Source organism: Heliobacterium mobile (assembly GCF_009720735.1).
Classification (GTDB): domain Bacteria; phylum Bacillota; class Desulfitobacteriia; order Heliobacteriales; family Heliobacteriaceae; genus Heliobacterium; species Heliobacterium mobile.
Genome location: NZ_WNKU01000001.1, coordinates 355,892 through 376,050, shown reverse-complemented (window position 1 = coordinate 376,050; position 20,159 = coordinate 355,892). Strand labels below are relative to the sequence as shown.

26 protein-coding genes are annotated in these 20,159 nt (G+C 44.8%); 13 read left to right on the top strand and 13 right to left on the bottom strand.

Annotated elements, in window-relative coordinates; translation table 11 throughout:
* Positions 1-7: 7 nt before the first annotated feature.
* The 12 genes from GJ688_RS01900 to GJ688_RS01845 all read right to left on the bottom strand — a co-directional run bounded on the left by GJ688_RS01900 (position 8) and on the right by GJ688_RS01845 (position 7,587).
* Complete coding sequence (locus GJ688_RS01900; RefSeq protein ID WP_155474810.1) at positions 8-418, bottom strand: hypothetical protein; 411 nt, start codon at positions 416-418, stop codon at positions 8-10.
* 1 nt (position 419) lies between these two features.
* Complete coding sequence (locus GJ688_RS01895; RefSeq protein ID WP_155474809.1) at positions 420-2,636, bottom strand: AAA family ATPase; 2,217 nt, start codon at positions 2,634-2,636, stop codon at positions 420-422.
* Positions 2,633-3,706 carry a hypothetical protein gene (locus GJ688_RS01890; protein WP_155474808.1) on the bottom strand — a complete coding sequence of 358 codons (1,074 nt, stop codon included), beginning with the start codon at positions 3,704-3,706 and terminating at the stop codon, positions 2,633-2,635. Before GJ688_RS01890 ends, GJ688_RS01895 begins: the two co-directional genes overlap by 4 nt.
* A gap of 5 nt (positions 3,707-3,711) precedes the next feature.
* Positions 3,712-4,086: a hypothetical protein gene (locus GJ688_RS01885; RefSeq protein WP_155474807.1), complete on the bottom strand. Its 375-nt coding sequence runs from the start codon at positions 4,084-4,086 to the stop codon at positions 3,712-3,714.
* A 51-nt stretch (positions 4,087-4,137) separates the two neighbouring features.
* A complete protein-coding gene (locus GJ688_RS01880; protein ID WP_155474806.1) occupies positions 4,138-4,725 on the bottom strand; it encodes a helix-turn-helix domain-containing protein in 588 nt (195 codons plus the stop codon).
* A gap of 45 nt (positions 4,726-4,770) precedes the next feature.
* Complete coding sequence (locus tag GJ688_RS01875) at positions 4,771-5,148, bottom strand: hypothetical protein (RefSeq protein ID WP_155474805.1); 378 nt, start codon at positions 5,146-5,148, stop codon at positions 4,771-4,773.
* 4 nt (positions 5,149-5,152) lie between these two features.
* Positions 5,153-5,311 carry a hypothetical protein gene (locus GJ688_RS01870; protein WP_155474804.1) on the bottom strand — a complete coding sequence of 53 codons (159 nt, stop codon included), beginning with the start codon at positions 5,309-5,311 and terminating at the stop codon, positions 5,153-5,155.
* A gap of 121 nt (positions 5,312-5,432) precedes the next feature.
* Complete coding sequence (locus tag GJ688_RS01865; RefSeq protein WP_155474803.1) at positions 5,433-5,768, bottom strand: hypothetical protein; 336 nt, start codon at positions 5,766-5,768, stop codon at positions 5,433-5,435.
* 5 nt (positions 5,769-5,773) lie between these two features.
* Positions 5,774-6,265 carry a 3D domain-containing protein gene (locus tag GJ688_RS20480; protein WP_235910651.1) on the bottom strand — a complete coding sequence of 164 codons (492 nt, stop codon included), beginning with the start codon at positions 6,263-6,265 and terminating at the stop codon, positions 5,774-5,776.
* Positions 6,255-6,446: a hypothetical protein gene (locus tag GJ688_RS01855; RefSeq protein WP_155474802.1), complete on the bottom strand. Its 192-nt coding sequence runs from the start codon at positions 6,444-6,446 to the stop codon at positions 6,255-6,257. Before GJ688_RS01855 ends, GJ688_RS20480 begins: the two co-directional genes overlap by 11 nt.
* A gap of 252 nt (positions 6,447-6,698) precedes the next feature.
* Entirely contained in the window at positions 6,699-7,223 is a 525-nt protein-coding gene (locus GJ688_RS01850) for a hypothetical protein (protein ID WP_155474801.1), read from the bottom strand.
* An 82-nt stretch (positions 7,224-7,305) separates the two neighbouring features.
* Positions 7,306-7,587 (bottom strand): helix-turn-helix transcriptional regulator, encoded by a 282-nt coding sequence (locus tag GJ688_RS01845; RefSeq protein WP_155474800.1) that lies wholly within the window; start codon positions 7,585-7,587, stop codon positions 7,306-7,308.
* Positions 7,588-7,750: 163 nt separating this feature from the next.
* On the opposite strand from GJ688_RS01845, the gene GJ688_RS01840 reads away from it, so the two are divergent.
* The 8 genes from GJ688_RS01840 to GJ688_RS01805 all read left to right on the top strand — a co-directional run bounded on the left by GJ688_RS01840 (position 7,751) and on the right by GJ688_RS01805 (position 15,689).
* Positions 7,751-8,149: a helix-turn-helix domain-containing protein gene (locus GJ688_RS01840; RefSeq protein WP_170291564.1), complete on the top strand. Its 399-nt coding sequence runs from the start codon at positions 7,751-7,753 to the stop codon at positions 8,147-8,149.
* Positions 8,150-8,186: 37 nt separating this feature from the next.
* Complete coding sequence (locus tag GJ688_RS01835; protein ID WP_155474799.1) at positions 8,187-8,510, top strand: hypothetical protein; 324 nt, start codon at positions 8,187-8,189, stop codon at positions 8,508-8,510.
* 58 nt (positions 8,511-8,568) lie between these two features.
* On the top strand, positions 8,569-9,690 hold the full coding sequence (locus GJ688_RS01830; protein WP_155474798.1) for a Tim44 domain-containing protein: 1,122 nt from the start codon (positions 8,569-8,571) through the stop codon (positions 9,688-9,690).
* A 34-nt stretch (positions 9,691-9,724) separates the two neighbouring features.
* Complete coding sequence (locus tag GJ688_RS01825) at positions 9,725-11,341, top strand: hypothetical protein (protein WP_170291563.1); 1,617 nt, start codon at positions 9,725-9,727, stop codon at positions 11,339-11,341.
* 549 nt (positions 11,342-11,890) lie between these two features.
* A complete protein-coding gene (locus GJ688_RS01820) occupies positions 11,891-13,351 on the top strand; it encodes a stalk domain-containing protein (RefSeq protein ID WP_155474796.1) in 1,461 nt (486 codons plus the stop codon).
* A gap of 167 nt (positions 13,352-13,518) precedes the next feature.
* Entirely contained in the window at positions 13,519-14,769 is a 1,251-nt protein-coding gene (locus GJ688_RS01815; protein WP_170291562.1) for an EVE domain-containing protein, read from the top strand.
* 38 nt (positions 14,770-14,807) lie between these two features.
* Positions 14,808-15,017, top strand: a complete 210-nt coding sequence (locus GJ688_RS01810) for a hypothetical protein (RefSeq protein ID WP_155474794.1) — start codon at positions 14,808-14,810, stop codon at positions 15,015-15,017.
* A gap of 51 nt (positions 15,018-15,068) precedes the next feature.
* Positions 15,069-15,689 carry a transglutaminase domain-containing protein gene (locus tag GJ688_RS01805; RefSeq protein WP_155474793.1) on the top strand — a complete coding sequence of 207 codons (621 nt, stop codon included), beginning with the start codon at positions 15,069-15,071 and terminating at the stop codon, positions 15,687-15,689.
* A 28-nt stretch (positions 15,690-15,717) separates the two neighbouring features.
* Here GJ688_RS01805 and GJ688_RS01800 read toward each other — a convergent pair whose 3' ends face one another.
* Complete coding sequence (locus GJ688_RS01800; RefSeq protein ID WP_155474792.1) at positions 15,718-16,395, bottom strand: DUF1385 domain-containing protein; 678 nt, start codon at positions 16,393-16,395, stop codon at positions 15,718-15,720.
* Positions 16,396-16,529: 134 nt separating this feature from the next.
* Between GJ688_RS01800 and mutT the strand changes: the two genes are divergently transcribed.
* The 5 genes from mutT to GJ688_RS01775 are packed head-to-tail and all read left to right on the top strand — an operon-like array spanning position 16,530 to position 20,041.
* Complete coding sequence (mutT, locus tag GJ688_RS01795; RefSeq protein ID WP_328597288.1) at positions 16,530-17,123, top strand: 8-oxo-dGTP diphosphatase MutT; 594 nt, start codon at positions 16,530-16,532, stop codon at positions 17,121-17,123.
* Entirely contained in the window at positions 17,113-17,964 is an 852-nt protein-coding gene (locus GJ688_RS01790) for an HNH endonuclease (protein WP_328597287.1), read from the top strand. The genes mutT and GJ688_RS01790 overlap by 11 nt, the downstream gene beginning before the upstream one ends.
* Before the next feature lie 4 nt (positions 17,965-17,968).
* Positions 17,969-18,994, top strand: a complete 1,026-nt coding sequence (locus tag GJ688_RS01785; protein ID WP_155474791.1) for an HNH endonuclease family protein — start codon at positions 17,969-17,971, stop codon at positions 18,992-18,994.
* A complete protein-coding gene (locus tag GJ688_RS01780) occupies positions 18,994-19,590 on the top strand; it encodes a class I SAM-dependent methyltransferase (protein ID WP_155474790.1) in 597 nt (198 codons plus the stop codon). Before GJ688_RS01785 ends, GJ688_RS01780 begins: the two co-directional genes overlap by 1 nt.
* 10 nt (positions 19,591-19,600) lie before the next feature.
* A complete protein-coding gene (locus tag GJ688_RS01775; RefSeq protein WP_170291561.1) occupies positions 19,601-20,041 on the top strand; it encodes a DUF4268 domain-containing protein in 441 nt (146 codons plus the stop codon).
* Positions 20,042-20,159: the final 118 nt, after the last annotated feature.

Here is a 20,159-nt window from a genome sequence, read left to right as displayed (position 1 = left end):
CCCTTCTTTAAGCCGCGCCGCCCTTGGCGAGCGTTCGGAGGGCATTCCCCAGCCGTTCTTTGAGCTCGTCCCGCTCGGCTTTAAGGGTGTTGTACTCTGCGTTATGAGCGTCTTCGTTTCGTTCATAGTCCCGGAGTCGTTCCCGGTACCAAACGATTTCATCTTTTAGTTCCACAATGTGTGCCTTTGCCCGGTCTAGTTCGGTAATGCGGCCTCCTTCCGGCGGGTAGAACTCGTCGACCATCTTCTGGAGTAACGCGACGACGGTTCGCATTTCGGCCGGTGTAGGCGGCTTAATGGGCAGTCGTGGGGATGCGGCAGCCGATAACAGATGAGAGGCTAGGATAGCCAGTTCTCCGGGACGCTGGGCTTGGATGACATAGGGTACCGGGAACGTGGAGGATTGATTTTTCGCCATCTTAGGCCACCTCCGCTTTCTCGACGGTCGCACCTAAGTTCCATACGCGCCATCCCATCGATTCGATATCTTCCCGGAGGACAAACCGTTTGGCGATCTCTTCCGGGACCTGCTCCAACTCGTCATGCGAAGCGACAAATTCGATGGCGCCGGCCAAGATGATATTGTCGACCTTCCCCCGCAGTTTGGCGAGCCCACGGACAGCCATTTCAAGGTTCTTCCGGTCTAAGTGATTCACGTTATCAATGGCCAGGACTTTCAGTTTGGGGTTGGCTCTCTCGAGGATGGTCACCATTAAGGCCGCCAAGAAAACGGTCTGCTGCCCGGTGGAAAGGGCGTCGAAGTTCACTCTTTGCCCTTTATTGCCGACCCAACCGAATTGAAATACTTCCTTACCCGTTTCACTTTTGGTCTCGAAGAACGGTTCATACTCAAAACCCATGTAGTGAAGATGGGTTTGGACGTCTTTCCGGATGGGGTCGATGACTTCCTTCACAAGCTCGCCCTGGATTCCCTTCGGTCCAAGGGCCTCGCTAATGTACTTTAATCCGGCCGCCTTGTATTCGGCGGTGCGGTTTTCCAGCATGCTCTGCTGCAGCAACAGAAGGGTTTGTTTTGCTCTGTCTTTCTCAGCTAGTGTTTTTTCCAACTCTTCGATGCGTGTCCGGATCCCGTCCGTCTGCACTTTCATGAGATCAACATCCCCGATGGCTTCCGGACGTTCATTTAAGAGCCGAGTCAGTTCGTTCTGCTTCATTTCGATGAGGTCACCCAGACGGCGGATTCCCAAGACACGCTCGTTCTTCTGCTCGTTCAGCTTCTGGATTTCCTCGGCGATCTTCCGGGACGCCGCTGCCTTCTCCTGTTCACCTCGAGTCGTTGCATCCATTCGCTGCTGGGCACGTTGGATGTTTTCATCGATGGTATTGATTTTTGCGGTAACGGCGGCAATTTGCGAATCTACGTCCGTTAGGACTGCCTGGGTTTCTTGCTTTTTGTTTTCAATGAACGTATCAAATCCGGAAAAGCTTTTCGTACAAGAGATTAGGTTTGGTGCAATAATGCAGCGACCATTGAGTTCACTGGTTTGTTTCAGTGCCGTTTCCATAACGGTAATTTGGGCCTGGAAACCCGCTTTTTGTCCAGTGAGTCCGTCTTTTTGAGCGACGAAGGTTTCCCGTTCTTCACGGAGTTTTGCGACCAGTTGCCGAAGTGGAGCAAGCTCTTCTTCGATATCGGTGGAAGGGGCCATTTGGGCTTTTAACTCTGCAATGCGCCGCTCGAGGTCTGTAGTATCGGCTACCGTTGGACCTTTTTTCAGGTCGTCGATTTCGGTTCGAAGCTTTTCGATACGGCTTAACCGGTTCTCATTAATCTTCCGTTTTTCGTTATCCATCGCGATCTGGCGCTCCAGCTGCAACAGCTGCTCCCGTAGCTTCTCCAGTTCTTCTCGGGTAGCGATAATGTTGCGATCGGTTTCCGCCAGTTCGTTTTTCATGTCCGCCAGTTGCCTTACAGCGCCCTGAGCATCCTTTTGTTTCCCGTTCCAGATGGATAACTGAGCCGATGTCCAGTCAATCATTCCTTGCAGCCCCGCGTGGATGTCGTAGTCTTCCGGAAATTGCTTAAAGACTTCGGAGATGAGATTTCGCCATTCTTGATATTGCTCGGGGTTGTTCTTTTCTAACTCTCCCGTGAGAAGTCGGACAGTGAGGAATTGATAAATCCGGTCGCGATTCCAAGAGTCTGAGGTAATCGGGGATAGTCCGTAGATGAAGTCCCGGCGCTTAGCGTCACTGAGCTCAAGGAAGGCCCCGAAGTCCAACATCACCGGGAATTGGCCGATTTCCGCGGCAATGCGGGCTTTTTTCTGAGTATCGTTTTTCTCTCCCTGCCCGGGGCTGACCGATACCGTTTCAGCAATGGTGACCGTGGTTTTTCCGGAACGCTTATCGCTTTTACTTTTTCGTTCAAACGTGCGTTCAAAGCTAAACGAGCCGACACGAAGTCCCACGGACATTTCTTCTCCGGTGGCCAACTTAAAGGTATCCTGCGTGGTCTTGCCGTTGCCGGGTACATATCCCAGCGTCGAGAGGCCGAGGGCCTGGAGCCGGGTCGTTTTCCCGGCTCCGTTCGGTCCCATAAAAAGATCCATTCCCGTAAGGGGCTGTGCCCCCGTTTGGCCCTTAAAGTTGCGATAGCGTACTTCCGTAATCACCACAAGCCACCTCCTGTGCTGAATTGGGTAACTGGCTTTACTGGTTGAGCATCAGGTACCGGAGTGACGGTCGCGTCCACGACCTGGGCTTCATGAACCACTTCCTCGTCGTCCCGCTCCGCCATCATCTCTTCGGCAGAGGCCTCAATGACGCCGGCATCGATCACCTGGGCCTTTTGTCCATTGACCACGATTTCCCCACCCTGCTCAGCCTGTTTGGCGATATCGAGCAGCTGATCTTGGTTAAAATCATGAACGAATCCGACCACGGGTACCTTCGCCACTTTCGCCTTATCCGGCCCGGTCGCTTCCACATAAGCGATATTGGAAAGGGCCGGGTGTTTGCTCATCACCAGGCGTTCGGCGATGGACTGCGCATTCCGCTCGGCAAAGAGTTTCTTTTGGACGTAGGTCTCCACAGCTTTGATGATATCCGGATGGGAGAGCTCGATTAGGATACCAAGGCCGCTGTCATCGATGCGGATGAACGCCTGTGGACGTTTGGGGTCACCGCTGTCGACGAAGATGCCATATTCTGTTTCCTTGACGATGTTTAGGCCGAATTCCATAGTGAGCGTTCCGGCGGCCGCTACCTTCCCGACCTTTTTCAATACGTCTTGGACAAAGTACATCCGGACGTCATAAAGCAAGGTGGCACTGGTGACGACCAAAACACCGGTGGGGCTGTATCCGATAGCCATCTTTTTGACCCAGACCTTACCGATGGATCCGGAACGAGGCTCTACCATCGGGAAGGGGTTAACCACGATGTCTCCGTTAGGCAGCTGCAGTTTCTCTGGTGTGATGATGCTCAATCCCGCAATTTGGTTCGCTTTGTTAAAGCCTTTGCTAGTAGTCATGGTTTTCGGATAGATGTAGGCAATGTCTCCACTTTGCTCGCTTAATGTAACCGAGCCTTTGACGCTTCGAATCATCCCATTGGCTGTCCGTTTGACAAACACCTGACCGTCTCCTAAGACGGCGATATTCTGTTTTTTCACGGCTTCCAGCTGCTTTTGGAGCAGTTGGAAGTCCTGCATTTGGGTTAATGCTTGTTCCGCAACCGCCATATCTCTCATCCTCCAAACGAGATGTTGTTGATGTTGATTTCCATCCAGCGCCCGGTTTCATCACTTCCGAGAGTGAACTTCTCATCCCGGGCCTGTAACAATCGAGACGCCTCCGACAAGGTTCGGCTTGTCCCATAAAACCGGATAACCAGTTGACCATGGTTCACGTAAACCTGGCTCCATTCGCCCTCAAAGATTTCCGTGAGTTTTTCCATGACGGCCATGGGACTCAGTGAGCCGGCATGTTCGATGTACTGTTCCGTCCGGCAGTCCCGGCATAGTTCGTTGATAGATGGCCGTCCGCAGCGTTCACAGGTCGGAGTGCGGTGGAGCTCTCCGGACAACGTCCAGGAAAACCGATCCAGTGCTTGCGCTTGCATGTAGGCCCCACTTCCTTCCCGGTATGTTCGGTGATATACTGATAGGTAAGGTTATATTTTGTATGTGCCCCTGGTCTCTGCCAAATGGTAGGCCGGGGCTTTTTCTTTTTCTCGGTCATATCCAAAGAATCCATGGGTCGCTTCATATTCGGCATGCTCGCGGTACAGTTCGTGGATGTTGATGTCGTACCGTTGGCATTGGGCAATAATAAATCGTTTCAGGGCTTTTTCCGCGTCCACACACTGTAACAGGACTGTCCGGATGGATGATTTGATGACATTTCGAGGTTTCCGGATGAAGTCCGAGATTCGGTCCATAATTGACCGGTGCGCTTCTTCCACTTCCTTATCGGCCACCAGGGCGGCCGTATGCGGGTGATAGCAATCGGCATCGGCCAGTGCATCGGAGAAAATAGCGCCTAAGGCACATTGGCCGGAACAGTGAATTTCCTTCAATCGGGGCGCCCGGTAGATTTCAATCATCTGGACCACCACATCATCGGGGACCCGGACGCGGCCGGCTTCATACTCCTGGAGAGAGCGAACCGAGACGCCGGATAGTTGGCTGCTGGATTGTTCTTGGGTCAGCCCCGCAGCAGTTCGTGCATCTGCGTACGGTTTGCCACAATAACGGTTCATGGTGTTGCACCTCCGTTCGTGATATACTAATACTGGAAATTATTTCTAGGCGTCGATTTGCGGTTGTTTTGGGATCAGGCCCCGTTCACCGAGCCAACGAACGGCCGTCGCTAGTGTAATCGCATCCACCCGGTTGTCGATGCCGACATAGTCCATGATGTCATCTTCACTGCATCGTTGGGGAACTAACCCGGCTCGTTTGTTGGTCATTTCCACCACCAGGTACTGGCCATTGGCTTCCGTGATGTAGACAAACATCGATGTTCCCCGTCCGCTAATCTCGAAGCGTTCCCCCGCTTGGACCCGGATCCGGACGTGCCACCCTTCGGTCACCCCGGTATTGATGGTGGCAATGTTTTTGACCTGCATCGCCCGGCGTAGCCACTCTTGCGCTTCGGGAATCATGGTTTCTTGAATAGCCATCATTTCACCCCGCTTTCTTTTGTCCACCAATGAGTTGACCGCAGTGACCACATTCGGTCTTTTGGGCTTCTAAGAGAAACTGTTTTTCGGGTTTCTTATCCCCGACGACCGTACGAAGTTTACCGCAGTTTTGACAAATGACTTGGGCCTTGCTGGTTTTCATTTGCTCCCTCCTTACCGAATGCCATTACTGGCGCGAACATATTTGGAGAGCTTGTCCTCTTTCCGAAGAGCCGTCAACAAGTCTTTGACTTTACCAGCGAACCGGAATACAGGCATCGTTCTCAACCCCCATAGCGCATTCTTAGGGCTTCCAGAGCCGCGGCTATGTTCTTGCTGTCGAGGCTGCGGAAGCAGTCGGCCACATCGGCCTGTTCGTTGTTGAAGAGTGCGTTGGCGAGGTACACCAGAGATTTTTCGCTGTTTGACCAGGGACTGCAGACTTGCCGGAGATTCGTAAAATCAATTTCATCTGGGGAGATGAATCGGCTTACGTCCTTATGGTCAATAGCGGAGAGTAGGTAAATCGCTGAGGCGTAGAAACAATCATCCGTGGTTCGGTTCGCCTTGGTCATGAGCTTCTGATATGTGGATTTGTGGCCCTCGCTTTTGAACCACACACTTGTCACCTCCCGTCCAAAATATGTACCTTTAGGTGCTGCCGGCCGAACTCCAGGGCTGTTTTCGTGTCGCTCACCAACAAGTCGATGTGACCGTGTCTGATGGCGCCACCCCGGTCCTCAACGATTCGCTCTCCGACTCCTTCGATGATGACCTTGGTTCCGAAAGGAATCTCGGGACCAGCTGCAATCGTTCGTCCAGGTTTGGCTCGGGTACCGCTGGCGGTAATTCCCCGGCCGTTCATCCCTTTATCACTTAGGGTGTAAGCAGTGATCTCGTAAGTGGGTTTAGGTCTTCCGCCTCGGGATGGTGTTGGGTCCATTTCGATTCGGTGCTCAATGGTGGCACCAAACTGGACCTTGATGCCATTCACACTGTGTTGCGCCGGTATGGGTAGGCTTAGGATTACTACCTCTTGACTTAGCGATGAAGGCACTGTAAACACAGAAGTCAAGGCGGCCACGATAACGACTTTTTTCAGACTCTCACCCCGCAATCTTCTCTTTTTCCGCCAGTTGCTGCTCGGCCATCTGTAAGGCATAGGAACGTTCGATGATTTCTTTGCATTTGTTCCAGAGCCTGGCGTTGTTTTTGCGCTTCTCCTCCTCTGTGGCGTCCGGAGGAAGCCGGCATCCGTATTCGAAGCGGTATTCAATGGCCGGAGGCTTTCGCGGCATTGCTTATCCCCCTTTCCGTTCCTTGACAATTGAAGGCATACTCTTCCTTTTGTCGAACTTTAGACTGATGGTATAACTCAACGATGAAAGGAGTTTATGCTGTGTCGAAAGCCAAGGAACCGGTTCGTATTCAAATCTTCCAGGCGACCGTAAGGAATAGGCAAAGTGTCGTACAGAAGGTTGACAGTTTTATAGACCAAGGATGGGAGTTTGGAGGAACAATGGATTTAGGAGAAGTTACCTTTTATCGGCTCATCTGGCCTCCTCAGAAAGGGACACCCGTTTATCCTCCCGGATACCAATGAGGTAACAGTTTGAAAATGGGACTTCGCAGAATTCACTGATCTCAGGCGTCATGAGGGTAATGGCCCCTTCCATGATGGAAATCATTTGATAAAACGCCTCATCACTGGTCAACCAGACTTTTGCGAGATCACGAACATCATATTCAACAGTTGTGAGCCGCTCCGGAACTTGCACTTCCTGGACGCACGTAGTGCTTTTGCATGGAGATATATTCACATTAGTGATTCTCGACAGCTTCAAGAATGCCGGCCATGGGTCGAGTAAGCCCTTAGATGACGTACAACTATCTGATATGGCATAGTCGCAATACTGGCAGGCATTTGGCGAGTATTCTCGTGCTTCTTTTAATGACTCGACGTATTCCTGAATGTGTCTCGCGATACAATGAAGATCTTTTTTACTGAACAGGCCTTCCGGAACTTGCCCTTCCGGGATGGCCATTCTTTTTTCATGGGTACCCTCTAGATCCATCAACTACCCTCCTTCTGAACAAGCGGTATTCAATGGCCGGAGGCTTGCGCGGCAACCATTCCTCCCTTACAAATATCAGTAATTAAATCGCTGCCCTAGGGGGTGAACGGTGATGATAATCTACGTTTTTAATTGTTACGCTTGAGAAGTTCTCTTGTACGCATTTTGCGTACTCAACAGGTAAAAAAATATCGTCTGGGGTCATATTAAATACCATAGCTATGTCAACAGCCATGTCATAGGACAACCTGCGTTCCCCACGCTCCAACTGAGAGTAGTATTGCTTAGAAATACCCAGTCTTTTTGCCATGTCAACTATAGTTAAGCTTGAATTTTCTCGAATGGTTCTTAATTTTTCTAACAAGATCGACTCACCCCCCTGTCCGCATTTTGTGGACTTCTTGATCGTATTTTAGTCCGCATTATGCGGACTGTCAAGGGTTGATTCTGCATTTTGCGGACAAAACTATTACTGTTTGAAGTCAACTATTTGCGGACTTATAATACTATTAAGGCGGTGAACATACGTGCTAGGAGAGCGACTAAAAAAGCTACGTGAACAAAAAAGTCTCAGTCAAACGGAGCTAGGAAACCATTTTTCTCTATCTAAGCAAGCCATATCTGGATACGAGAACGGTACACGCAGTCCTGATGCAACCACTCTCGGATTATTAGCAGATTTTTTTTCAGTTAGCGTTGATTACCTATTAGGTAGAACCGATATTCCCTCTCCTAAACAAGCAGTTCTAGATATAGAAAGAGCCCTCTCAGACGATACCGAGCTTGCTTTATTTTTTAATGAGTTAAAAGATCGAGACGACCTCCAGCTCCTATTCAAGCAAGTCCGCCCCATGTCTCCCGAGGACATAAAAAAGATAATCCGAGTCATTAAAGCAATCGAAGACGAGGAAGCACAAGAAGGTTAATCTGGCCTGCGCCAAACTTATCGAGGAGGCGCCGTAGTTGAACGTAAAACTGTTGGATATGCAGCTCCTTAGAAGCTTGCGCGACGAAACCATTCCGTTCCATGAAGTCATGAACGCTTTTAATATCCGGACGACCATAGCTAACCTACCGTCAAGTGTACATGCCTATGTGTATGTTAGTCGAAAAGGTCGGTATCATCTGGTCATGAACGGGAATATCAACGCTGAAACGCAATACGAAGTCTTCTGTCACGAAATAAAACATATCATTTATGATTTACCGACTGTGGGATATATCGTTGGTTTGGACATGCAGAGGACTGAAATTGAAAAAATGGCAGACTTATTTGAGTTAGCATAAAAAACACCCACCGGGGGTGTTTTTTCTTAGGCTTATCTTAATCTAAGGGTGATGAAATTTGAGAAAAGAGTTAAATGATTTAAAAATACTAATCAGTAGAGATACATTAAGCAAAACATCCGGGAGAAAGAAACAAGTTTTTAAATATTGCTTATGCTCAATATTTATAAATTTAATTACAGGTAATCACCTTAGTGCAAGCCAAGAATTAAATATATCCATAGCGAAAATGGTATTGACTATTCATCATAAAGATAAGTCATTGAATATATATTTGGAGAACTTTAAAAATGAAGTAGAAAAATCTTTTGAATTGCGAGGTTTTTTAAAACCGTATAACGATGAAAAACTAAATAAAATAATTAGTTTTTTTAGAGAATTAATTAACAAATGTTCTAAAGAAACGGTTACAATGATCCAAGTTAGCGAAGTATCCCGCATTATTAATGCCAAACAATTCTTTAATAAATCGTCTGTATCAGATCATCATTGGCTTCAATTTGATACTATTAAGGGATTAATTCCAACATATCCTGAAATGATTATATTTAATGATTTAAAGGTTCAATGGAATTATTACGTCGACGTATTTAACCAAATTAACAATTGGGAAGTTACCGACAGAAAAAGCCTTTTAGAGAATATAACCAATAGGGACAACAGGGCATTACTCTATCAACAATCTGCTTTGTATAGACAGTTGATTTTTTTATCCGTAACTTATGTTGAATCATATTTGTATAATTTATATTACACGATATTGAACAGCAATTATCTTACTAAAGATAAACTTGAATCTTTGAATCGCATAAAAAAAATAGACGATACTTACATCATAGATAAGATCTTGTATGACTTATTCCCTCAAATCAAAAATAGCACGTTAGTCTTATATGAAAACTACAAAAAAATGTTAAGACATAGAGATCGTTATGTTCACGCTTCCCCATTTAAAGACTTATCAACAAATAAATCACAACTAGAACCTTTGTTAGATATCAATAATTTGCGTCTATTCGATTTTCTACAAACATCGATAGACTTCGTTAAAATCATTGACGATAATTTACCGAATACACTTAAGCTCCTTTTCTGGTGGTACGACGACAATATAAAATTTATCAAAATGCTACCTTTAAGTTTAACCAACGAAAACGTACCAAAAAAGCATTACTATTAATTTCAGTATGAAAATCAGAAAGGTCGATTCAAAAATGACCTCTGACACTTCCAAAAACCTAATTTATCAGAAATTATCTTTTATAGATAATAGTATTAAAGATAATATACAAAAAGATTTGTTAATATATGGAGATCTATTGATACCTTATCTTTTAATCACTTATCAACTTATTAGAGATATTAATAATACTTTTATTAAGTTATCTAGTCAATCTATCAACACAACAGATACAGCAATAAATATATTGATTTCTTATTATTCAAAAAAAGCCGACCTATCTAAATTACAAAAAGATTTTAGATCTCAATTCAAAATCGGCACAGAAATGAATAATTACCTAACGGAAATATGCAAATATTCACATTTCTCTACATGTTTCCAAGCTTTTAAAAAAGATAGGTATACATGTAATTTTGATTCAGAAAATACGTTAATCTTTAATCATACAAATTTACAAATAGACAATTACAAGTTGGAGTCTTGGTATTCAAATAACCCCGAAAAATTAACTATAACAAACGCTGCAAAACGTTGCAAACAACGGTTTGAAAAGAAATTATTTGATTTAGTAAAAAAAAGAAGTAATATTTATTTAATAAAGAGCATTGAAACGTATGAAAAACAATTATTTAATGAATTACTTGGGTATTTTTTAGAAACATATATATGGTTTGACTTAGAATTAAGCAACGGATTATATGCAGTATTGGACTTTCAAAAAGTATGGTTATATTTAACTTTTCAGTGCTTACTACAAAAATATAATAATAAAAATTTGTTACTAATATACTTCTTTAAATCGGATTTGGTAAATCATTGCTCTTTAATTACCGGGATTCATCCGAGTATTGTCTCTTGTGTAATTAATGATATTACTTATAATGCATCAGAAAATAATGCATACACTAATTTTCAAAGAACGCCTCTCTTTCTATCAACTGATGATTATATTTATACTGCTCCTAGTCTAATGAGTAGTATTAACAGTGAAGTTGTACTAGAAAAAACATGGAAGATTAAATATCCCGTTTATGACTCTTATCATACTAATGTAATAGAGCCATTAATGTGTAATAATCTAGCGCATCTTTTCTGTAAATTTAGACGTTATATGGTAGTTACCCCAAAGCAGCATTATCCTTATAAAGGAACTTCTGTTCAAATAGACGTTTTAATATTTGATAAAACGGAAGAATCACTACTCATTGTTGAGGCAAAAGATCACCTTTCTCCAACAGGCACGTTAGAATTAGTCCGTCAAGACTCGGTGGAAAAATCAATTTTATATAAAGAAAAAGGTGCTGTAAGTCAATTAATCCGACAGGAATCATTCATAAGAGATACTTCCATCCTTGAATCAATTTTCGGAGAAAAAATCAATGTAAAATACGTCCTGAAGGGCATATGTGAAAAATCATATGTTGGTACAAATTCCTTATATGAAAATCTTAATACAAAAAATATAGCTTTTTTTCCATATTATTTATTATTAAATTCCGAGTTATTATTAAATAACGGGTTAATGTTCATACACGACTATTTTATTAATAAAAAATTTATTGTTGACGGAAAGTATGAAGTCGGAATTGAAACAGCAGAGCTATATGGCTATAAGATTTCATTTCCTCTCTTTTTTATAGATAATTAGGTCCAATCTTTTTTTAATAACCTATCTGGTTTTGTATTTACAACAACCCAACCACTATGATAATTCACACCCACCCATTAATTCATTTGCTGAATTTTATATTGGATTTAATTTACAAATGTCGAAATCACAAATCTACACTATTTGCCAATTTTCCTTACCTACGGCCTTATCCACTTTGTAGGCGGCCGAAAAGCGGCTTCCCTCCGAGACTGCAACGATAACATCGAGCTAACGCTAAGACAGGTGACAACTCGGAGCACCTCGGCGCCCGACTGAGAACGCTTACTCGCTTTGCCCAGGAACTCGGGCTGCTGCGCTTTTTCTGGCTACAAGCTCTCCTTACTGACCTTAGAAAGAAATACTATGCCGCCTTCGGGCCAGATAAATCTAAAAATAACCGAATAATCTTCCTTACTTCGTAACTATGTATCTAAGTTCGATTCTAGTAAAGGAACTCTCTTTGCGATATCGTCTCGTGCTCAACCAGTAACATTAGTAGGAAACCTTTTTTTATTTTTTTGGTGATATTTTTTGAAAGGTGATCACATGAAAAAACAAAGGGCTATTCTTACTTCAACTGTCTTATCGGCCATTCTACTTACGACATCTGTACCCGCTCTTGCCCACCCTGGCCGTACTGATTCAGATGGCGGCCACACCTGCCGAACCAACTGCGAAAAATGGTGCCTCCAGCCCAGCAAATACCATTACCACAATGCTGACGGCAGCGTTCGACGAGTTAACGAACAACCCACCGAACAAGAGTCCTCAACCCCCGAACCTGCACAAACTTGGGACCAGGCCCCGTCTCCCCCACCCGCTCCAGCTTGGCAACCAGCCAACGTAAAGGTAAAACTCGATGACCAAGAACCGGTAACGGCGAACGGGCGAACCCTGGTACCCATGCGTAGAATCCTTGAATCCCTCGGTGCTCAGCTGTCCTGGGATCAGCCTACCCAATCGGTAACGGCCACCAAAGACGGTGTGACCATCCTGCTCACTGTGGGCTCAAAAACCGCATATAAGAACGGCACTCCGGTCACATTGGACCAAGCGCCGCTTATCGTTAATGGCCGAACCGTTGTCCCCGCTCGATTCGTTGTAGAGGCGTTTAACGGGGACGTTAAGTGGGATGATGCTACCCGAACGGTTTATATCTTTTCTCCCGGACGGAAGCTCGGCATCCTAAAACACGCTGATAAGCATCCGGATAAAGTGGTCACTGTGCCACCTACCGAACCGGGCAACAAAATGGCTTATGTCCACTTTATCGATGTGGGCCAAGCAGACTCGATTTACATACAGCTTCCTAACCACAACGACATCCTCATCGATGGAGGAAACCGTGCGGACGGTCAGAAAGTCGTTGATTACTTAAAGGCCCAGGGAGTAGACGACCTCGAGGCAGTCATAGCGACCCACCCACATGAGGATCACATCGGCGGCCTTCCGGATGTGCTTCAGGCGTACCAGGTTGATTCGTTCTATATGCCCAATGCTGTGACCACGACGAGGACCTTTGAAGATCTTCTGATTGCGGTCAAAGAGAATCACGCTAAAACTATTGTGGCAAAGGCCGGCATGAAGTTGGAAGTGCCCGGCGCCGAAGAAGTCATCCTGGCACCGGAAATTGGCGATTCGGATGACCTGAATAACTCCAGTGTCGTGCTCAAATTAAACTACGGACAGACGTCTTTTCTGTTCACAGGTGATGCTGAGAATCTGTCTGAGGTTCAGATGCTTTCAAACGGATACGATGTTTCGGCCGATGTGCTAAAGGTTGGCCATCATGGAAGCCAATACTCTACCTCTAAGGGTTTCCTTGACAACGTAAAGCCAAAATATGCGGTGATCTCGGTTGGAGCCGGTAATGAGTATGGGCATCCGGCGGAGTCGACTCTAAAGCTCTTACAGGATGCAGGGGTACCGGTTTATCGGACCGATAAGGATGGCACGGTTGTTGTAACAACAGACGGAGCTTCTATTTTCATGTCTACTCAAAAATAGGCTATGCACTATTCAATCGGAGATGATTGCTAATGGAGTCAAACCTCTATACGATTTATAGAATATCTCTTACCCACGGCCTTATTCACTTTATAGGTAGCCGAAAAACAGTTACCCTCCTTGACTGCATTGAAAACATATCCAAAACAGCCAAGAAAGGCGATAACGTGGAACACCCCGGCCCCCGGCTCAGAGATCTCGCTCGCTTCGCTCAGGACCTCGGGCTACTGCGCTTTTCCGGTCAGAATCTCTCTCTCACTGAACTCGGAAAAAAATACTATGCCGCCTTCGGGCCAGTTAAATGGACCATAACCAGTGAGCAGTCCACCTTACTGCGGGATCACCTGTACCGATTCGCATCTAGCAATGGCACTCTCAACGCCATCGCGACCTTGGCTCAAACCATCGCTAAACACAAGGACGGCATTTCCCTTAAAGCACTATCGGAGGAATTCGCTCCCCTCATCGGAAAAGCTTCTGACTGGGGCGAGGTCACCCGCACGAACAAAACCAAGTTCGCGATCAACTACTTGACCGAAATGGGTGTCGTCGAAAAAGATGGCGACTTATATAAACTGTCACTCGTGGGCCTAACTCTTTTTCAGACCAGGAAGGCAACCACCTGGATCTTTCAAGGGAACCCGAAATACTTTAACATCGACGATTACCTCGAAGATCGCAAAACCATTGTATGGTCTATTCGCCAGAGTCATTTCATTGATGAAATTCAAATCGGTGATGAAGTTTTCGTCTGGAGAGCAGACGGTTATGAAAAAGGCTCCGGAGGAATTGTAGCAAGGGCTATCGTCATTGAAAGGCCCGGTTATATCGATGATTGGGAAAATGAGTATTGGGAAAGCGATCCCCCTAAAGCTGATGAAGTTCAAGGTGCTAAGCTATTAGTAAAAGAAGTACGTCTACTCCACGGGATGATTCGTCGAACTGACCTTGAAAAGGACGAGCACCTGAAAGGCCTCCGAATCCTAAAGATGCGCAATGAAACAAACTACCGGCTTAATGATACCGAAGCCATGCTTTTAAAGCAGCTATGGGAGATAGAAGCGACCCCCGAAGAAGAGGATGAAGAAGAAAAAACCTTCCCCGAAGGAAAGGTTTATTACAGGCTACATAAAAAACGTGAGCGCAGCCGAACTCTAGTTAATCAGAAAAAAGAACAGGTCAAGCGCGAAGGTGAAAAGCTCATCTGCCAGGTTTGTACATTCGATTTTGAGAAGACATATGGAGTTATCGGAAAGGACTTTATCGAAGTACACCACACAAAACCGATTTCCGAGATGAAGGAAAACGATGAGACAAGTTTAGATGATCTCGCTGTTGTATGTTCTAATTGCCATAGAATGCTGCACCGCCGCCGCCCTTGGTTGACTACGGAACAACTAACCTCTTTACTGCCGTAATAAGCCGTTCAAATCTTTAGATTTTGGGAGGTATAGACATGGCAACATACGAACGTATTCAAAAGTATATTCGCAATAAGTACGGATTTACGGTTAAATCTTGTTGGATCGCTCACGCAAAAGAGCTATGTGGCCTAAAACCCTCTATTTCACCAAACAGAAAAGATCCAGAGAAGAGAGTTCATCCCTGTCCTCCAGATAAGCTTGAATACATTAAAGAAGCTTTTCATCATTTTAATATTTGCTGACCAACTCCTTAATACCAACAAATACTCCTTTTTCAAGTTATGAGGTGAACCATGCCTTTTAGTCGTACCGAAAATCGTGACCGAATCATCGCCCTTATAGTCATCGCTTTTCTTGTCATCGTGTATTGGAAAAGTCCTAAACATACTCTATATCAAGAAATGGCCGTTTCTGATACCAAGGAAATTGACCAACTCGCCGCTTCAATAACCAACGGACTGTCGACAGATTTACAAAAAACAAAAGCCATCCATGACTGGGTGGCTAAAAACATCACCTATGACACCGAGAACTTTTTTAACGGAACCATCAACTCCCGGGAATATACGGCTCATGAAACGTTGAAGAAACGAACGGCCGTATGTGCCGGTTATGCGAACCTTAATGCAGCACTACATCGGGCTGCAGGGATACCTGTGAAAGTCGTTAGTGGGGTGGCGTTAGGGTACGGGCTCAAAGGAAAAGCCTGGTCCGAGGTGGATACTACCAAGCCAAATCACGCTTGGAATGAGGTCTATGTCAACGGGAAGTGGATTATCGAGGATCCCACCTGGGACGCCGGTTATGTAACGCCGGATAAGAAATTCGTGTTTTCCCTGCGGGATACGTACTTTGGTCCGGATCCAAAAGAGTTTGCAAAGGATCACTTAAAGTTAACGGAAGTCGAGTACTAAAACGGTTCTTCTCAACTTCCGTAACGTTTCAACGGACAAGTTCTTTCGCTGCCAGTAAGCCTAATTCAAGTTCTTCGTCGGTAGGCGGTACGGTGTAATATTTCGTTTGTACATATCGCCCTATAGCTTTGGCTTTTTTTATCGGGTATAAATTGCTCTTCGTTTGAGCCAATTCATAGGCAATAGCACTAGCCAGGAATATGGACAGCCCGATAGTAAACCCAGCTGAAAAAAGTATAACTGATAAAAATGAAAGTAACGTGACTATGTTTGTCCCACAGTAATCGTTTGCTCGACTTTGTTGTCGTAAGTTTTCCTTCGTTAATTCTACGCCGTTTTCTATGGCGTTACAGATCATGTGCTCAACGGCATGGTACTTTCCCACCGGTACAACTCTAGCATACAAGGAATAAGTTCCCATGACTGCCAACATAACAAGTACAGCCAAGATTGTGCCTAACAGGGAGTTAGCTTTAAATCCATCGTCGTGAACCTTGAAAATAAACATAGAGATATCGATAAACATTAGTACTCCAAATAGTATTTTCTTCCGAATAGACAATTCAAGTAAACCAAATACAGCCCCCCTTATGAACGGCTTATCAAGTATGGACTTCTTGGCCTCGGTTTTTTCGGTTGGTTCACTCCAAACTTTATACTCACCATCTTCGATTCTGGCCGCGAAGACCGTTTTTTCTTCTGTCATTAATATAATTCCGTTTGGAAATGCACGTCCGTATTTAACTTCCAGCTATTATCACCTGCGCTTACTTTACAAGCTTAGCTTCAGGTTACCCGGGACAAGGCTTTGTAATGCAGTGCAAAGGGGCGATAATAATCATGTATGATCTAGAATTGGCAATGATGGAAACACTTAAAAAAATCAACGCCTTAAAAGAGCAGATAACCATCACCGAGAATCCAAAGGAACTCCAGCGCCTTAGAAAAAACCTTCGGGAACTGCAGTACCTGCAGCTATGGCATCTGGCTCAGGACGCAGCCGGAAAAGAACCAGAAAACGCTAAAAAGGAGCCCCAATCTATGAAACAAGTAACCGCCGCAATACTCACCCAAGGAGACCACATCTTCATTGCACGAAGAAAAGCCGGCTCAAATTTGGCCGGCAAATGGGAGTTCCCCGGTGGGAAGACTGAGCCCGGCGAAACACCGGAGCAATGCTTAGTACGCGAAATGCAAGAAGAATTCGGGATTACGGTTGCTGTTGGTGGGTTTTTCGAAGAAAGCATTTATCACTACGAAAATGGGACCATTCAATTGCTCGCCTATTGGACGAAATGGATAGATGGTGAAATGACACCCACGGTTCATGATGATGTTCAGTGGGTTCCCATTGAAGAACTGAAGGATTATGAGTTTGCACCGGCGGATATTCCGTTTGTTGAAAAATTAAGAGGTGGTAGCAGTGCCATTTGAACATGGTCTCAGCGCTTATGATGTACTAACAAATAATCAAATTCACGAAAAGTTCTTGTGCGGTACCCAAGGTGGCATGCGAAGATCTTTACGAACGAATACCCTCGTTATTGTTTCTGATCCTACCAAGTCATTATATGAAGATCAGTGGATTGGTGATGTTTTTCATTACACTGGAATGGGAAAATGCGGCGACCAATCCTTAGACTTTGCTCAGAATAAAACACTTTATCATTCTAATACAAATGGTGTTACTGTTTATCTGTTTGAAGTCTACGAAAAGGGAAAGTATACATTCAGGGGACCCGTAAAATTAATTGATACGCCCTACCAACAGGAACAATTGGGTGAAGATAAAGTTTTGCGTAATGTATGGATTTTCCCGCTAAAGCTGGTTAATTCATCGGCGAGTCAACCTATTCCGGAATCAAGTATCCGTAAAATACAAGAAGCAAGGGAAAAAATCGCACAACAACTATCGGATGAAGATTTGCTCGCTAGGGCTAAATCTTCAAGTGGTAAAGCCTCAAAGCGAACGGCATCTACCACGGTATATGAGCGAGATGAATTTATAGCCGAACTTGCAAAAAGGAATGCACGTGGTATCTGCCAACTCTGTGATCAATCTGCACCTTTCGTTGATAAAAAGAACAAGCCTTACCTCGAGGTCCACCATATCATATGGCTTTCGAAGGGCGGAAACGATTCAATAGAGAATACTGTAGCTTTATGCCCCAATTGCCATCGTAAAATGCACGCTCTTAATTTAGATGTCGACGTTCAAAAGCTTAGAAATAAAGTCTCATTCTCTTTAAACCCGCTTAATCCGAGAAGGAATTAGTAAAATGTCACAGTTTGTTGAGTTTAACCCTTCAACCGAGTCTTATTGGCGTGCAATCATCCTCTTCGGTCGCAACAGCGCTACATATAAGTTCGCTTTGGCCAAGTCTTTACTGGAACTGGCCAAAAAGGAGCAGACATTCATCAGTCTGGATGAGTTGGCTTTTCCTTTTTCAAAGCATTTAATTGAACACTTAAGGCATACTGAAAAACAAGGAACAGCAAAGGGCGGACGCTTTCTTGATGCTTGCCGAGGATTTATAAATGGAGAAGTTTCTCAAGACCAACTGATTCTAACGACCGCCTCTTTGGGATTTAATAACGTCCTGGACGCCTTTCACATCGTAAACCAAGCGTCGGTGGCCACGAAATTCTTCGAAGTTCAAAAGGAGAGTCGCAGAAAAGGAATCATCTTAACAGATGAACTCTACAGACTCAAGGAGACCGCACAGTTCGAGAATCTGCCTATGGAAGCAGAAGCTCGCTGGCGCCTTGTAGAAACTGCCTGGGCAAATGATCTCAGTACACGATTGCTTGAGGTCCACCATGATTCGGATCAAGAACTTCTATTCATTCGGAACAGCCTCAGGCGGGTCGATATCACATCATCCAGGGATGCCCTCAATGGATACCAAAAAGGAAAGTGCTTTTACTGTTTTTCTGATATATCGGTTATCCCCGGAACAGAAAACCTTTGTGATGTAGACCACTTCTTCCCGTGGAAGCTATTCGCTTGGTACAATGACGTTAACTATGATGGCGTATGGAATCTGGTCCTGTCTTGTAAGAACTGCAACCGGCTGGATGAAGGTAAGTTTGCCAAGGTACCGGCGCTCAAATATGTGGAGCGACTCCACAGGCGTAATAACTTCTTCGTGAACAGCCATCATCCACTCAGAGAAACCATCATGATGCAAACGGGTGCTTCAGAGGTTCAGCGAAATCAGTTCCTTCAAAACCAGTACAATCGGGCTCGATACTCATTGATTTCTACATGGGAAACTACCGAAGTTGCGGAGGCAGCCTTTTAATGACCTATTGGAAGCAAACTATTGACTATTACGAGAAAAACGGCGATGAGTTCTTCCGGACCACGGTTGGGGTGAATATGGAGGAAAACTATCGACCGTTTCTTGATTTGATTCCACCCGGCGGTAGCATCCTCGATGCCGGATCCGGTTCTGGTCGGGATAGCCTGTATTTCATGAACAAGGGATATCAGGTAACCGCGATCGATGCCTCCCCTACCCTTGTAAAAATGAGCTCTGCTTTAACTGGGATGGACGTTAAACTAATTCGATTTGACGAGATTGAGTTTGAAGAAGAGTTTGATGGGATCTGGGCATGTGCATCTCTTCTTCATGTCCCCCGCCAGGAACTATCTACGGTTCTACTGAAGCTTGCCATGGCTCTTAAACCCAGCGGGGTGTTATATGCTTCGTTCAAGTACGGTGATTCCGAAGAAATGAAAAACGGTCGTTTCTTTAATTCGATGGATGAAGATTCACTTCGTAAACAGATAAAAAATATATCACCGCTGCAAGTATTAACCACATGGAAGACGACCGATGTTCGTCAGGACCGCCAGAGCGAACACTGGCTAAATGCTATCGTCCAAAAGAGTTAGGTGGTGTAATATGGATAAAATTAGCGAACTATCTAACATTGATTTTTACACTAAGCTAATTAGCTTATTTCAGCCTCTCATCAAGGTCCCTCTCCGTGAGCCGAAAAATGAATCGTGGTATAAGATTCCGACAAACGAACCTGGGATTCATTTCGAATGGGGATTCCACCATAATAAGAGGTCTTTTGGAACCGAGATTCATTTTGAAAAGAGCAAACGTGAAGCGAACGAAGAACTATCTCATCGAATTTTAAATCGATATAAACCTATCCTCGAATGCTTAGCCGACGAGAAGTTACTCATAGAATCTAATTGGGGAACCGGACAAAACCACATTCGTTTGTATTTCGAAAAAAATGCTTGCGACTTCGAAAGCGAAGACGATGTTCTTAAGTGGGCCGTTCGCACAATGCTAGTTCTTTACATATCTTTGCGTCATGAATATAACTAATACAGCAAAATAGAATTATTACAATGGCTATTCGTAAAAGCAATTTTCTAAGAAATCATCCTCAAGTGAATCACACCTGTACCGAACAGGTGTTTTTTGTTACCTTATTCTTGAAGGG